Source organism: Streptomyces sp. LARHCF249 (genome assembly GCF_052871255.1).
In genome coordinates, this window is sequence record NZ_JBIXJQ010000007.1 from 426,227 (window position 1) to 440,691 (window position 14,465).

The 14,465-nt window shown below is 73.5% G+C and carries 12 protein-coding genes; 4 read left to right on the top strand and 8 right to left on the bottom strand.

The features are described 5' to 3' along the window. Positions 1-21: 21 nt before the first annotated feature. Together ACIPUC_RS22925 and ACIPUC_RS22930 are read right to left on the bottom strand one after the other, a co-directional pair. Positions 22-1,143 (bottom strand): glycosyltransferase, encoded by a 1,122-nt coding sequence (locus ACIPUC_RS22925; RefSeq protein ID WP_446591740.1) that lies wholly within the window; start codon positions 1,141-1,143, stop codon positions 22-24. After that, positions 1,140-1,679, bottom strand: coding sequence for a WcaF family extracellular polysaccharide biosynthesis acetyltransferase (locus tag ACIPUC_RS22930; RefSeq protein ID WP_446591742.1), 540 nt, complete (start codon positions 1,677-1,679; stop codon positions 1,140-1,142). Before ACIPUC_RS22930 ends, ACIPUC_RS22925 begins: the two co-directional genes overlap by 4 nt. 97 nt (positions 1,680-1,776) lie before the next feature. Between ACIPUC_RS22930 and ACIPUC_RS22935 the strand changes: the two genes are divergently transcribed. Beyond that, positions 1,777-3,288: a hypothetical protein gene (locus ACIPUC_RS22935; protein WP_446591743.1), complete on the top strand. Its 1,512-nt coding sequence runs from the start codon at positions 1,777-1,779 to the stop codon at positions 3,286-3,288. A 60-nt stretch (positions 3,289-3,348) separates the two neighbouring features. Here the strand turns inward: ACIPUC_RS22935 and ACIPUC_RS22940 are convergent, their stop codons facing one another. The 3 genes from ACIPUC_RS22940 to ACIPUC_RS22950 are packed head-to-tail and all read right to left on the bottom strand — an operon-like array spanning position 3,349 to position 7,501. Beyond that, on the bottom strand, positions 3,349-4,566 hold the full coding sequence (locus tag ACIPUC_RS22940; RefSeq protein WP_446591744.1) for a hypothetical protein: 1,218 nt from the start codon (positions 4,564-4,566) through the stop codon (positions 3,349-3,351). Further along, the gene (locus ACIPUC_RS22945) at positions 4,563-6,296 is read right to left on the bottom strand and encodes a lipopolysaccharide biosynthesis protein (protein WP_446591745.1); all 1,734 of its coding nucleotides are present in this window, start codon (positions 6,294-6,296) and stop codon (positions 4,563-4,565) included. The genes ACIPUC_RS22940 and ACIPUC_RS22945 overlap by 4 nt, the downstream gene beginning before the upstream one ends. Continuing rightward, positions 6,293-7,501 (bottom strand): glycosyltransferase family 4 protein, encoded by a 1,209-nt coding sequence (locus ACIPUC_RS22950; protein WP_446591897.1) that lies wholly within the window; start codon positions 7,499-7,501, stop codon positions 6,293-6,295. Before ACIPUC_RS22950 ends, ACIPUC_RS22945 begins: the two co-directional genes overlap by 4 nt. Before the next feature lie 172 nt (positions 7,502-7,673). Between ACIPUC_RS22950 and ACIPUC_RS22955 the strand changes: the two genes are divergently transcribed. Then, entirely contained in the window at positions 7,674-8,162 is a 489-nt protein-coding gene (locus ACIPUC_RS22955; protein ID WP_446591746.1) for an adenylyltransferase/cytidyltransferase family protein, read from the top strand. Here ACIPUC_RS22955 and ACIPUC_RS22960 read toward each other — a convergent pair. Next, positions 8,143-8,865 (bottom strand): CDP-alcohol phosphatidyltransferase family protein, encoded by a 723-nt coding sequence (locus ACIPUC_RS22960; protein ID WP_446591747.1) that lies wholly within the window; start codon positions 8,863-8,865, stop codon positions 8,143-8,145. The two genes, ACIPUC_RS22955 and ACIPUC_RS22960, sit on opposite strands and share 20 nt — an antisense overlap. Positions 8,866-8,898: 33 nt before the next feature. Next, on the bottom strand, positions 8,899-10,098 hold the full coding sequence (locus ACIPUC_RS22965; protein WP_446591748.1) for an MFS transporter: 1,200 nt from the start codon (positions 10,096-10,098) through the stop codon (positions 8,899-8,901). A gap of 71 nt (positions 10,099-10,169) precedes the next feature. Here ACIPUC_RS22965 and ACIPUC_RS22970 point away from each other — a divergent pair, with 71 nt between their 5' ends. Continuing rightward, the gene (locus ACIPUC_RS22970) at positions 10,170-10,670 is read left to right on the top strand and encodes a MarR family winged helix-turn-helix transcriptional regulator (protein WP_446591749.1); all 501 of its coding nucleotides are present in this window, start codon (positions 10,170-10,172) and stop codon (positions 10,668-10,670) included. A gap of 21 nt (positions 10,671-10,691) precedes the next feature. Here ACIPUC_RS22970 and glgX read toward each other — a convergent pair whose 3' ends face one another. After that, positions 10,692-13,013 (bottom strand): glycogen debranching protein GlgX, encoded by a 2,322-nt coding sequence (glgX, locus tag ACIPUC_RS22975; RefSeq protein ID WP_446591751.1) that lies wholly within the window; start codon positions 13,011-13,013, stop codon positions 10,692-10,694. Between the two features lie 179 nt (positions 13,014-13,192). Here glgX and ACIPUC_RS22980 point away from each other — a divergent pair, with 179 nt between their 5' ends. Beyond that, positions 13,193-14,413, top strand: a complete 1,221-nt coding sequence (locus ACIPUC_RS22980; protein WP_446591898.1) for an Ig-like domain-containing protein — start codon at positions 13,193-13,195, stop codon at positions 14,411-14,413. Positions 14,414-14,465 lie beyond the last annotated feature (52 nt).

A 14,465-nucleotide genomic window follows, 5' to 3' on the forward strand; every position in this document is an offset into this window, starting at 1 on the left:
ACCGGGCCGTTCCCGGCCGGATCAGCCGCGCAGCGCGCCCTCGTACACCGGGAGCAGGGTGTCGAGGACCGCGTCCATCGAGAAGGACTCCGCGGCCAGCCTGCGCGCCGCCGAGGAGGCGGCGGCGTTGGCCGCGGGGTCGAGCAGGGACAGGACCGCCGAGGCCACGCCCGCCGGGCCCGGGTCGACCGCGCGGCCCGCGCCCGCGGCGGCGATGTCGCGGGCCAGGCCGTTGGAGTGGGTCACCACCGGGGGGACGCCCACCGCGAGGGCCTCCAGCACCGACATCGGGAACGGCTCGTCCACCGAGGGCAGGACGTACACGTGGGCCCGGCGCAGCTCCGCCAGCACCTCAGCGCTGGACAGGGCCCCGGGGACCGTGAACCGGCCGGTCAGGCCCAGTGCCGTGACGCGGGCGCGTACGGCGTCCCGTTCGCCCTCGTCCGGGCCCGCGACGACGAAGTGCGCGTCCGGGTGCGCGGCGAGGACCGCCGGGGCCGCGTCCACGAAGTCCACCGGCCGCTTGCGGGCCTGCAGGCGCGCCGAGTACAGGATCCGCGGCGGGCCGCTCGGGGCGGGCCGCTCCTCCTGCGCCGGGGTGCCGTTGACCAGTCGGACCGCACGCGCCAGCGGGGCGCCGCCGACCACCGCGTCCAGGCCCGCCCGCTCGTGCGGGGTCAGGTACAGCACCGCGTCCGCGCCGCGCAGCAGCCGGCGTACCGCCACCGCGTCCAGCACCTTGGCCAGCAGCTTCCCGCTCGGGTCCACCATCCCGTGGGTCTGCAGCACCAGCGGCTTGCGGGCCCGCAGCGCCGCCAGGGCCACGGGCAGGGTCACCAGGTCCCTCGCCAGGTGGACGTGGACCACGTCCGCGTCCCCCACCAGCCGCCCGGCCGAGGCCAGCAGCGCCGGCGAGGTCATCCCGCTGAAGCCCAGGGGCAGGATCCGCCGCGCCGGGAACAGCCGCGCCGGAACCCCCTCGACGTCCGTCGGCCACGGGTCGGGGAAGCCCTCGCCCAGCGCCAGCAGCCGCGCCTCGTGCCCCCGGGCCCGCAGCCCCTTCGCCAGGTTCAGCGCGACCCGGACCGGCCCGCCGAACGCGTGCGACGGCGAGTGCAGGGTGACGGCGTGCAGGACTCTCACTTGGGCTCCTCCACCGGGCGGCGGCGCCCGTCCTGGGTCTGCAGGGTCAGCTCCGGCAGGTCCTTGTGCACGACGGCACCGGCGCCCGCGACCGCGCAGCGGCCCACGGTCACCCCGGCCAGCACGGTCGCCCGTACCGCCACCCAGGCGCCGTCCTCGACCGTGATCGGGGCGTTGCGGTAGCCGAAGCCGGCGGCCCGGTGGTCGTGCGAACCGGTGCACAGCATGGCCTCCTGAGAGAGGCACACGTGCGAACCGATCGTCACCGGCTCCAGGTTCAGCAGCCAGACGCCCTCGCCGATCCAGGTGTGGTCCCCGACGGTGAGCTTCCACGGCCACAGCACCCGCACCCGGTGCCGGATCAGCACGCCCTCGCCGATCTCCGCCCCGAAGGCGCGCAGCAGGGCCACCCGCAGCCGTGCCGGACAGAACCAGCTCATGAACAGCGTGTTCATGACGGCGAACCAGAGCGCCTGCGTCAGCAGCCCGCGCCCCTTGTCGTATCCGGCCAGTGTGAAGGCAGGAAGGTCACGCAACTGAAAGCCCCGATCGTCCACCCTGAACGCGCCTCCCCTGGCGCAGCCCGCTCAGACTAGACTGCGCCCGGATCAGGCACATGGGGTGGGGGCGGCAGTGGCAACGGACATACGCAAGCCCCCCGTCACCCCCGTGCCGCCCCCCGTCGAGGACGAGTCCCTGTGGGGCCGGGTCACCACCCCGCGCACCCTGCTCTCCCGGGCGCTGTCCGTCCCGCTCGCCCTCGGCTTCTCCGTGTTCCTGCCGCTGTTCGTCGCCGTCCAGTCCGGCGCGGGCCAGCGCGACGCCGCGTTCTGGCTCCAGCTGCTGCTCACCATGTACGCGGGCGCCCGCCTCTCCGCGATGGTGCTCACCAGCCGCCGCAAGCTGCTCCAGGGCTCCTTCTGGCTGTTCGTCTACATGGCCATGGGCGTGGCCCCGCTCGCCCAGGCCGTCCTCGGCCAGGTCCCGACCCCCGTCGTCGGCCCCCGCTCCGACCTCACCGTCGCCATCGGGCTGGTGCTGCTCGGCTGCACCGCCTTCGACGTGGGCGTCCTGCTCGCCCGCCACCGGCCGGCCGGCCGTGCGGGCGGATCCCAGAAGCGGTCGCGGCCGGTCATGACGCACCGGCGCCGGCTCCAACTCCTGACCGTGCTGTCCTTCCTGTGCAGTGCGGTCTTCGTGATGAAGCTGGGCGGCCCGGCGGTGTTCTTCTCCAGCCGCCAGGAGATCATCGCGGGCATCGAGGAGGCGGGCGTCTCCAACGGCGACGGCCAGGCCGGACAGGCCCTGCTGCGCGGCTTCGGCACCGTGCCGGCGCTGCTCTCGCTGCTGCTGTACACGCGCTGGCTGGTCACCTCGAAGTACGCCCGCCGCAAGGTCTCGATCATCGTCACCTGGTCGGCGCTCGCCCTGCTGAACCTGGTGGTCAACAACCCGATCTCGAACCCGCGCTACTGGTTCCTGACGGTCATGTTCGCGCTGCTCTTCACGGTCTTCCCGGTCAGCGCGGCGATGTACCGGGTGGCCCTGTCGATGGCCGTGGTCGTCGCCCTGCTCGTCTTCCCGTTCGCGGACCGCTTCCGGTACGACGAGAAGAACTACAAGCCGGTGGAGACCACGTCCTTCCTGGAGCCGATGGCGCTCAAGGACTACGACCAGATCGGCATGTTCGCCAACACCATCACCTTCTCGGAATCCGGCCCCGGGCACTACTACGGGCGCCAGCTGGCCGGATCGGTCCTGTTCGCGGTGCCGAGGTCGGTGTGGGCGGGGAAGCCGCGGGACACGGGCGTGATGGTCGGCCAGTGGATGGGGACGGTCAACACCAACCTGTCCTCGCCGATCTGGGCGGAGCTGTGGCTCGACTTCGGGCCGCTGGGGATGGGGGCGGGGCTGCTGGGCATGGGCTACGCGTCGGCCCGCGTCGACCGCCGCTACGCGAAGCGCGCCACGCGCCGCTCGCCGCCGGGCAGCCTGATCTCGGTGGTCGTCCCGCTGGTCGCGGGCTACTCCTTCATCCTGCTGCGCGGCCCCCTCCTCCAGGCCTCGGGCCGCGTCGCGATCGCCGGCCTCTGCCTCGCGCTGATCGCCACCTACCGCCAGGACCGCTCCACCACTTTGCGCTAGGCGCGGCCCCGGTTTCGGGAAGGGGCGGGGCGGGGTGGGGGGATCGCCCCGCGCAGCGGGTCAGGCCGTGGCGGCGGCCGGCAGCGGGGCCGGGAGGCGGGACACCCGCGACCAGGCGGCTACCGCCTTGAGGGTCGAGCCCGCCGCCAGGCCCCAGGCCGCACCCGCCACGCCGAACGCCGCGTACCCGCCGAGCAGGAGTGCCACCGAGAGCAGGGAGAAGACGACCTGGACCGACAGCGTGGCCTTCGGGGCCAGGACGCGCAGCGTGAGCAGGGCGGCCGTGCCCAGGCCCATCACCGCGTACTGAGCCCCCGTCGCGGGCAGCAGGGCAGAAGCAGACGCCCAGGTGTCGCCGAGCAGTTCACGGCCCAGCCGGTCGGGCAGCACGTACAAGACCGTGGCCCAGCCCGCGCCGATCGCGGCCAGGGCCAGGCCCAGCGCCGCCGTCGCCCGGACCACCGCCCGCCGCCCGCCGACCCGCGACAGCACCGGCGGCCCGAACGAGTTCGCCGAGTTGAACAGCACGTTCAGCGGCCCGAAGAGAGTCGTCGCCCCCCGCAGCGCGCCCACGGCCAGCGGCGTGGCGAAGACGCCGAGGCCCAGCACGGCGAGCTGGCTCGAGCCGTTGCCCACCGCGAACTCGACCGCGAACCGCTGCCCCAGGTGCCCCCGCCGCAGATACGGGCCCAGGTCCGCCCGCGCCCCGCGTACGTACGGCCGCAGCAGCCACAGCCCCAGCCCCAGCGCGGGCAGCGCGGAGAGGCCCCACACGAGCACCAGCCGCCCCGCCGGAGCCCCGGAAGGCTGCGCCGCCAGGGCCGCGACCACGCACACCAGACGCAGCGCGTCGGCGGCCAGCGCCCGCTCGGGGGCGCGCAGCGCGGAGAAGCAGTACCGCAGCCCGTCCTGCACGAGCACCAGCGGCAGTACGAGGCCCAGCGCGAGGAAGGCCCGCCCGCCGGCCCCACCGAGCAGCAGGCCCACCACGGCGAGCACCGCGCCCACGGCAGCCGAGGCGGCCCCCGTGAAGCCCACGGCCGACCGGCACGCAGCGCCCAGCCCCTGCGCGGCGCCCTTCTCCAGGACGAGGCTCTGGCCGACGTAGGCCATGTTCAGACCCAGGAGCACGGTGAACGCCACGTACACCATCGAGAAGTCGGCGAATCCCGACGCCGACGACAGCCGGGCGGCCAGCACCAGCACCAGGATGTTGGTGGCGCTGGAGGCGGCCTGGTCCAGGACCGAGGAGACTGCGGCGAGTCCGCGCCGGCTCACCTCCGGCCCATGCGGACGGTGCGCAGCGCGACCGTGTCGGTGCCGTCGCCCGGGATGTGCTGCTCGGGTTCGGCCATCTCGCGCGTCAGGGGCTGCGGCGTCGACGCCGAAGGAGCGGGTGCGGGGGCGGCTGCGGGCGCGGCCCCCTTGCCCTTGCCGCGCTTCTCGCCGGGCAGCGGGGCGTGCAACACCGCGCCGAGCACCGTACCCCCGGCTCCGCTGATGAGTTCGCGGATGCGGGACAGGTCGGAGCGGTGGACGGCGCGCGGGTCGCAGACGACCAGGACGCCGTCGACGCGGTCGACGAGCGCGAGGGCGTCGGCGTACGAGAGCACCGGCGGCGCGAGCACGACGACGGTGGAGTTGGGGGAGTCGGCCTCGGAGATCAGCCGGGTGGCGCGCGGGGAGGTCAGCGAGCGGGCGACGTTGCGCACCCGCTCGCCCGGGATCAGGTCGAAGGCACCCGACTCGCCGGCGTCGACGACGAGCTGGCGGCCGTCGGGCCACTCGGTGTCCCCGTGCTTCGCGCCGCCCTGGCCGCCCGGCGCCTGGCTCCAGCGCGGCCGGCCGCCCGCGTCGGTCGGCAGCTGGCTGGCCAGTACCGGGGTGCGCAGGTCGGCCTCGATGAGCAGGACGTCCTTGCCGGTCTCCGCGAAGGAGGCACCGAGGTTCACGGCCACCGCGGCGGCGGTCTCGCTGCTGCCGCGCGGGGCGACGACGAGCAGGCGGCGCCGGTCGGCGAAGCGGGCGTCGTAGGCGAGCCGGAAGGCCACCGAGCGGTACTCCTCGGCGAGCCGCGGATCGGCCTCGCCGGCGGCGAGCAGCGGCCCGCCGCCCGTCCGGTCGCGGGGCAGGTAGCCCAGGACGGGCGCGCGCAGGGCGCGGGCCACGTCGCCCTCGGACCGCGGCGCCGGATCGAACACCAGCCGGACCCAGGCGGCCAGCAGGCCGAGCGCGAGGCCCACGGCCGCGCCGAGCGCGAGCGACATGGGCAGGCCGGGCCCGTCGGGCGCGGCGGGCGGGGTCGCCGCACTGGTGACCCGGCCCGGTGTCATGTCCAGGGCCTGGAGCTTGGCGATGTTGCTGTTGAGGGAGTTGACCTTGCTCTGCAGGTCGGTCTTGGAGGAGTACGCCGCGTCGCGCGCCGGTCCCGCGGGCATCGAGTTGATCTGCTTCACGAGCTCGTCGAGGGACTTGGCGACCGGGTCGCGCTGGTCCTGGTAGCCCTTGACCATCTTGTCGCGGGTGACGTCGAGGGCTTCCTGCCGCTTGAGCAGGTACGCCTCGGTCATCGCGTTGGCGCGCGTGGCGGCCTCCTTGGGGGAGGACGCGGTGTACGTGAAGCGGAGCACCATCGTCTGCGGCGGGTTGGTCACCTGGAGCCCGCTGCGCAGGGCCGCGAAGCCGGAGGCGGAGACGCCGAGCTTCTTCGCCGCCTCGTTGGCTATGGAGGAGCTGAGCGCGACCTGGCGCTCCGAGCCGATGTTGATCGCCTTGTCGGGGGCGAGGCTCGGGTTGAACGGGTCGTCGGTGGGGGCGCGCAGCACCACGTCGGCGGTCGCGACGTAGGTGTCGGCCGTCGAGATGCCGAGGTAGACGCCGCCCAGCAGACCGACCCCGATGCCCGCGCCGAGGAGTCGGCGGTAGCGCAGGAGCTGCCGGAACTGGTCCCGGAGAAGATCGGGTTCGTCCTCGGCCGGTGCGGCTGCCGGGCGGTTCGTCTCGATCACGGCCGGGGACCCCCAAGTGCTTCGTCTATCAGTGCGTCGATGCGGGCCAGGCCCGCTTCGCGGCTCAGGTGGGCCGCCACGTGGCGGGGTCCGGCCGCTCCCAGTGCGTCCGCGCCCTCGGGGTCCTCGGCCAGGACCCGTACGGCCTTCAGCAGGGCCTCGGGGTCCTCCGGCTGTACGAGCACCCCTGCTCCCGAGCGCTCCACCTCCTGGGCGGTCCCGCCCTCCGCGGCCACGGAGGCGACGACGGGCCGGCCGGCCTGGAAGTAGGAGGTGAGCTTCGACGGAACGCTCATGTCCAGCACGGCGGCGTGCTGCGTGACCGCGAGCACGTCCGCCGCGGCGAGGATATCGGGGAACTCGCCGTCAGCGGCAGGGGGGATGATGTCCAGATTGGGTACGCCGGCCGACATCTCGGCGAGGGCCGCGCGCTGGCTGCCGTCACCCATCAGGACGAAGCGGACGCCCGGGTCCAGCCGGGCGGCGGCCACGAGGACCTCGAGGCCCTGCTTGAGGCCCATGTTCCCGGAGTGCAGGACGACCGTCTGGTCCGGGGCCCAGCCGAGGTGCCGGCGGGTCTCGCCGCGCGGCTTGGTGGGGACGGCGACGTGGGACCAGTTGGGGACGAGGCGGATCTTCGCCGGGTCCACGCCCATGCCGACGACCCGGTCCACGAAGGTCTCGTGGATGACGCCGACGAGGGTGGCCCGCTTGAGGGCGTACGCCTCGGCCCGGCCGGCGATCGCGGCCGCCTTGTCGCCGCCGCTGATCCCGCTCTGCGCGGCGGCGGCGCCCATCAGGTCCTGGACGACGGGGACGTACGGGACCTTCCACCGCGCCGCGAGCCGGGCGGCCAGCACCCCGCCGGCCAGGCTGGGCATCTGGGCCAGGACCGCGTCCGGCTTCGGCATGCGGGGCGGGGCCGCGGCACCGTGCAGCAGAATCGATCCCTCGAAAAGGGCCCGCTTCACGGCGGTCTGGCGCTGCGGCACGGTGTGCGCACGCCGGTGCACGATGACGCCCGCGCGCCGTTCCGTGCGCCGTAGCGCCCCCTTGTACTCCGGCTCGAGCGACCACGCCGGGTAGTGCGGCATGCCCGCGAGAACGTGGGTCTCGTGGCCGAGATCCTGCGCCCAGTGCTCCGCGATCTGGGTGGCGTACGGCCCGATTCCCGCGTGCTCGGGTGCGTAGTTGGTGGAGACCAGCAGCAGGCGCCGGTGACCGGATCTGGACACTGAGCGTCCCCTTCTCCCCTGGATGATGCGCACGTCACCCTATTCGTTCACCCGCGTGCTGCGGAACGTGCACGCTATTGTCTGCTAATCCGCTACACCGGGGGGTGTGGCTGCTGGGGGGTAACAGATGACGGAGCGGGATATGTCCGAACTTGGCGCGCCCGCGCGCAGACCGTACCGGGTCGGCTATGCGCCGGGTGCATACGATCTGTTCCATATCGGACATCTCAATATCCTCCGGCATGCCCGCAGCCGGTGCGACTACCTGGTGGCCGGAGTCGTCTCCGACGAGATGGCCGAACTCGCCAAGGGGCGCCGCCCGATGATCCCGCTCGTCGAGCGGCTGGAGATCGTCCGCAGCGTGAAGTACGTGGACGCCGCCTTCGTCGAGACCGTCCCGGACAAGGTGGAGACCTGGAAGCAGGTCCGCTTCGACGTCATCTTCAAGGGCGACGACTGGCGGGGCACCCCCAAGGGCGACAAGCTGGAGAAGGACTTCGCCGCCCACGGCGTCGACGTCGTCTACTTCCCCTACACCGTTCACACCTCCAGCACCCAGCTGCGCCGGGCACTGGACGCGCTCGCCCAACCGCTCGCGGTGGCGGAGCCGTTCATCGTGGAACGGCGCTGAGCTCCCGGAACCACTTCGTGAGGAACGCCAGCAGGAACAGCCCGGCGACCACGCCGAAGGCCGCGTACGCCCAAGCGAACAGCTGCCCGCCGCCCAGCAGCAGGAACACCAGGCAGAACACCCCGTAGTCCACGGGCAGCAGCGCCACCGCGCGGACGGTCGACGGCGCGGCGGCGGGGCTCCCCGGAGCCGGCCGCGGCTTGAGCTTCTCGGTCAGCAGTCCGCCGAAGAAGGTCACGACCGCAGCGAACTGGAAGCCCAGCGGCACCAGCAGCCAGCCGTCCCCGCCCGTCCCGTAGGCGTCGGGGAAGCGGTAGAAGGCGATCAGCACGCAGGAGTGCAGCGCCGTGAGCTTGGCACAGTCCACGACGTGGTCGAGCCACTCGCCCGCGGCGCTGCCGCTCCCGCGCAGCCGGGCCAGCTGGCCGTCGGCGGAGTCGAAGGCGAACCCCACGGCGAGCGCGGCCCACACGGCGATGCCCAGCCCCCAGGAGGGCGCGGCCAGCGCGACCGCCGCCGCGGCGGCGAAACTGAAGGCGGCGCTGATCAGCGTCACCTGGTTCGGGGTGAGCCCGAGCGCGTACGACCCGGCGGCCAGGTACCGCCCGGTCGGCCGGTTCACGAACCGCGAGTACAGCGACACCCCCTTCGCCGACTTCTGCGCCCCGCGCAGCTCCCGCAGCGCGAATCCGACTCTGCCCATGCACGGACCCCCTCAGTGACGATGTCGAACACATCATCGCAGGGCGAAAGCGGGGTCCCGCCCGGGGCGTTCGCGGACGTCCGGGAGCAGCAGTACGGACAGGTTCGCGGCGGCGGTCAGTACGGCGGCGGCCAGCAGCGGCGCCGCGGTCCCGGTGGCGGCGGCGAGCGGGGCGGCCGCCGCCAGGCCCAGCGGACGCGCGGCGAAGGAGATCAGGGCGTCGAAGGAGCCGACCCGGCCCAGCGTCTCCAGCGGGATGCGGCGCTGCATCTCCGTCTCCCACAGCGGGCTCAGCACCCCCAGCCCGAACATGGCGCAGCAGAACGCGGTCGCGGTCACCGGGAGCGGCAGCCGCAGCGCGAAGGCGGTGAGCGGCAGCGCCTGGGCGGCGGCCCCGAAGGCCACCGCGTGCAGCGGCCGGCGGACGGGCAGCCGCCCGGCCGCCCAGACGCCGATCAGCATCCCGACCGTGCCGACCTGGGCGATGACCACCCAGGAGGTCGCACCGCCCAGGCTCTCCACGGCGATCAGCGGACCGAGGGTGAGCAGCAGTCCGGCGGCCAGGTGCCAGACGCCGTGGGCCAGCACGTTGGCCAGGAACCACGGGTGGCGCCGGGTCTCGGCCCAGCCCCCGCGCAGTTCGGCCGTGAACGCGGCGCGCGGCGTGCCGCGCGGGACCGGTGCCACGGGCAGCCCGCCGAGGGTCAGCGCGGACAGCAGGAAGAGGGCGCCGGTGAGCAGCGAGGACCAGCCCGCGCCGACGGCAAGCATCAGCACCCCGGCGGCCGCGGGCGCGGCGATCTGCGCGAGTCCGGTGGCCACCCCGAGCCGGGTGTTGACGCGCAGCCGCCCGTCCTCGGGGACCACGGCGGCGACGAGCGTGCGCGCGGAGGGAGTGCCGAAGGCCACCGCGGCCCCGGTCACGGCCGCGAGCACCGCCAGCCGCGGGACGTCCGCGGGGCCGGCCATCAGCACGGCTCCGGTCGCCAGCTGGGCGGCCGCCCGCACGAGATCGGCCGCGAGGACCACCCGCCGGGCCGGGAACCGGTCGGCGGCCACCCCGGCGACGGGCAGCAGGAGCAGCATCGGCAGCAACTCGCAGGCGAGTACGAGGCCGAGGTCCCCGGCGGAGCCGGTCCGGACGAGCGCCAGCGTCAGGGTGGTGGGGACGAGGGCGGTGGCGAAGGCCGCGAAGGTACGGCCGGCCAGCAGCCGCCGGATGGTCGAGGTCATGACAGGGAGATTATTTCGCCAACGAATCATTCGTCAACGAAATACTCTGTCCCGGGTGCGATACTGCGCCCATGGACGCAGAGGACTCGGTCGACCGGCACATCGCCCGCTGGAGCGGCATCGTCCCCTTCGACGTGGGCACCGAAGCGGTCATCACCCGCATCCAGCTCCTCGCCAAGCACGTGGGCCACGCCAAGGACCGGGCGCTGGCCGAGACCGGACTCCAGGCCTTCGAGTTCGAGACCCTGCACCGCCTCGCCTCCCGCGGCGCCGCCGCGCGGGCCACCCCCTCCGAACTCGCCGCCGAACTCCTCCTCTCGCCCGCCGGCATGACCGGCCGCCTCGACACCCTGGAGAAGTCCGGCCTGATCCGCCGCCTGCGCACGGCCGAGGACCGCCGCCGCGTCGACGTCGAGCTCACCGACGAGGGCCGCACCCGCTGGGCCGCGGCGATGCGGCTGCGCGGGGTCGCCGAGCAGGCGATGCTCGCCCCCTTCGCCCCCGCCGAACAGGCGGCCCTGTCCGCCCTCCTCAAGCGGATGCTGCTCCACGTCGAGGCGGGGACCCCCTAGCCGGTCTCCTGGCCGGACCCCTCAGCCGGCCACCCGCAGCAGCAGGACCGAACGGGCCGGGACCGTCAGGCTCTCGCCGCCGCGGTGGCGGGTGAGCGGGGCATGGGACTGGGCCTCGCGCGAGGTGTCCAGGACGAGCTCGTACGCCTCGGCCCACGGCGGCCCCGGAAGCACCCACTCCACCGGCCGGTCCCCGGTGTGCAGCAGGGCCAGGAAGCTGTCGTCGGTCACCTGGCGGCCCCGCTCGTCGCGGCCCGGGATGTCCCGGCCCGACAGGTACATCCCCAGCGCCGCCGCCGGTGCGTACCAGTCCCGCTCCGTCATCTCCAGGCCCGCCGGAGTGAACCAGGCCAGGTCCCGCAGCCCGTCCACCCCCTGCGGCCGCCCGGAGAAGAACGCCCGCCGCCGCAGCACCGGATGGGCCTGGCGCAGCGAGATCAGCCGCGCGGTCAGCGCGAACAGCTCCCGCCACGCCGGATCCTCCAGCAGCGACCAGTCCACCCAGCCCGTCTCGTTGTCCTGGCAGTACGCGTTGTTGTTGCCGCCCTGGGTGCGCCCGAACTCGTCCCCCGCGACGAGCATCGGCACCCCCGTCGACAGCAGCAGCGTGGTGAGGAGGTTGCGCAGCTGCCGGCGGCGCAGCGCGGCGATCCGGGGATCCGTTCCCCCGGGCGGATCGCCCTCCACCCCGCAGTTCCACGACCGGTTGTCGTTCGTCCCGTCCCGGCCCGCCTCCCCGTTCGCCTCGTTGTGCTTGCGCTCGTAGGACACCAGGTCCCGCAGGGTGAAACCGTCGTGCGCGGTCACGAAGTTCACCGAGGCGTACGGCCGCCGCCCGCCCCACGCGTAGAGGTCGCTCGACCCCGACAGCCGGTACCCGAGGTCCCGTACGTCGGGCAGCGCGCCCCGCCAGAAGTCCCGTACGGCGTCCCGGTACCGGTCGTTCCACTCCGTCCACAGCGGAGGGAAGGCCCCCACCTGGTAGCCGCCCGAGCCCACGTCCCAGGGCTCCGCGATCAGCTTGACCCGCCGCAGCACCGGGTCCTGGGCGATCACCGCCAGGAACGGCGACAGCATGTCCACGTCGTGCATCGACCGGGCCAGCGCCGCCGCCAGGTCGAAGCGGAAGCCGTCCACCCCCATCTCCGTCACCCAGTACCGCAGGGAGTCCGTGATCAGGCGCAGCACGTGCGGCCGCCCCGCGTGCAGGGTGTTCCCGCAGCCGGTGTAGTCGGCGTACCGGCGCTGGTCGGACTGGAGCCGGTAGTAGCCCCGGTTGTCGATCCCGCGCAGGGACAGCGTCGGACCGAGCTCTCCCGCCTCCGCCGTGTGGTTGTAGACCACGTCGAGGATGACCTCGATCCCCGCCGCGTGCAGGGCCCGCACCATCCGCTTGAACTCCCCGACCTGCTGGCCCGTCGTACCGCTCGAGGAGTAGCCCGCGTGCGGGGCGAAGTAGCCGACCGAGTTGTAGCCCCAGTAGTTGCGCAGCCCCCGGCGCAGCAGGTGGTCCTCGTGCGCGAACTGGTGCACCGGCAGCAGCTCGACCGCCGTCACGCCCAGCTCCACCAGGTGCTCGACCGCCGCCGGATGGGCGAGGCCCGCGTACGTGCCGCGCAGTTCCGCGGGGACCCCCGGATGGCGCATCGTGAAGCCGCGTACGTGCAGCTCGTAGATCACCGAATCCGCCCAGGGCGTCTTCGGCCGGACGTCGTCCGCCCAGTCGTCGTCATCGTGGACCACGACCCCCTTGGGGACGAACGGCGCCGAGTCCCGGTCGTCGCGCACGGTGTCGGCGATGTACTGCTGCGGCCAGTCCCGGACGTGCCCGTACACCTCCGGCGGCAGGGCGAACTCGCCGTCCACGGCCCGGGCGTACGGGTCCAGGAGCAGCTTCGACGGGTTGTACCGGGCCCCGGTCCAGGGGTCCCAGCGGCCGTGCACCCGAAATCCGTACCGCTGCCCCGGACGCACGCCGGGCACGAAGCCGTGCCAGATCTCGTGCGTGAGCTCGGCCAGGGCGCAGCGGGTCTCGGCCCCGGCCTCGTCGAACAGGCACACCTCCACCGCCTCCGCGCCCTGCGCCCACAGCGCGAAGTTGGTGCCCGCCGTCCCGTCCGGCCCGTGGTGGAACCGGGCCCCCAGGGGATGCGAGGACCCGGGCCACACCGGTGGCCCCGGGCGCCCGGATGCCCGCAACACCTGGCCCCTGACCTGGCCGTTCGGCACGGGCGCGGTACGGCCGCCGCCCCGGACCGCGCTCTCGGTGTCCACCGTCTCCACGGCGTCCACCACGTCTGCGACGGCGTCCACCGCCTCTTCCTGCTCGGCTGCGCTCGACACTGCCCGCCTCCACGGCTCCTGGGTACCTGCGGGGGAGGGGAGTGCGGCCCCGGCGTCCCGGCCTGGGCCCGTCCCCGTCTGGTCCTTCACACTGTTCTGCCCGGACTGATCCGCCCGGAACGTGCGCGCCGCTCACGTTTCCCCCGGAGGGGCCCGGTCGTTGGAGGGGCGTGACACTTCTGACGAGGCGGGCAGGGGCGGGCTTGGCCGCCGTGGCGGCATGGGCGGGCCTGCTCGGCGGCCTGGCCGGATGCACCCAGGACGGCCGTTCCCCGGTCGAGATCGAGCTGCCCGGCAAACCCCGCTCGCCGGACGAGGCCATCCGGATCACCCCCGACGACAACGCCAAGGGCGTGCCCGCCGACGGACGGCTCGGCGTCACCGTTCCCGAGGGCCGGCTCGAGCGGGTCGTGGTCACGAAGGTGGAGGACGCGCAGGAGGAGCGGGTGCCGGGCGCGATCGCCGCCGACGGGCTCAGCTGGAGCCCCGACCCGTCGGCCGCTCGGCTCTCGCTCGCGGCCAAGTACACCGTGGACGTCGTCGCACTCGACGGACACGACCGCCGCCAGGCCCGCCACACCACCTTCACCACCTACGTTCCCGAGGAGCGGTTCATCGGCTACTTCAAGCCGGAGAACCGCTCCACCGTCGGCACCGGCATGATCGTCTCCTTCAACTTCAGCCGGGCCATCGCACGGCGCGCCGAGGTGGAGCGGGCCATCACGGTCACTTCGAACCCGCCCGTGGAGGTCGTGGGCCACTGGTTCGGCAAGGAGCGGCTCGACTTCCGGCCCAAGGCGTACTGGAAGGCCGGCACCGAGGTCACCGTGAAGGTGAACCTGCGGGACGTCGAGGGCGCCCCCGGCTCGTACGGCATCCAGGACAAGACGATCACCTTCACCGTCGGCCGCTCCCAGATCTCCACGGTGGACGCGGCCGCGCACACGATGGAGGTCCGCCGGGACGGGCAGCTGCTGCAGACCCTGCCGATCACCGCCGGAGCACCCAAAACCACCACCTACAACGGGAAGATGGTGGTGATGGAGCTCTTCGACGTGACCCGCATGAACGGCCAGACCGTCGGTTTCGGCGGGGAGTACGACATCCCCGACGTCCCGCACGCCATGCGGCTGACCTCCTCCGGGACCTTCCTGCACGGCAACTACTGGGCCAGCCCGGACACCTTCGGCCACGCCAACGTGAGCCACGGGTGCGTGGGCCTGCGGGACGACAAGGGCGGCGGCTCGGACACCCCGGCCGGCTGGTTCTTCGACCGGACCCTGGTCGGCGACGTGGTGGAGGTCGCCAACTCGCAGGACAAGACGGTGGCCCCGAACAACGGCCTGGGTGGCTGGAACATGTCCTGGGCCGACTGGGTCGCGGGCTCCGCCATCGCCTGACCGCCCCGCCACTTGGGACGGAACGGTGACAAGACCGTGGCTTTTCGTGTTC

Bases quoted from the DNA above. Each gene is read 5' to 3' on its own strand.
- ACIPUC_RS22955 (WP_446591746.1), top strand. From the start codon at position 7,674: ATGTCCGAACTTGGCGCGCCCGCGCGCAGACCGTACCGGGTCGGCTAT.
- ACIPUC_RS22970 (WP_446591749.1), top strand. From the start codon at position 10,170: ATGGACGCAGAGGACTCGGTCGACCGGCACATCGCCCGCTGGAGCGGC.
- ACIPUC_RS22960 (WP_446591747.1), bottom strand. From the start codon at position 8,865: ATGGGCAGAGTCGGATTCGCGCTGCGGGAGCTGCGCGGGGCGCAGAAG.
- ACIPUC_RS22965 (WP_446591748.1), bottom strand. From the start codon at position 10,098: ATGACCTCGACCATCCGGCGGCTGCTGGCCGGCCGTACCTTCGCGGCC.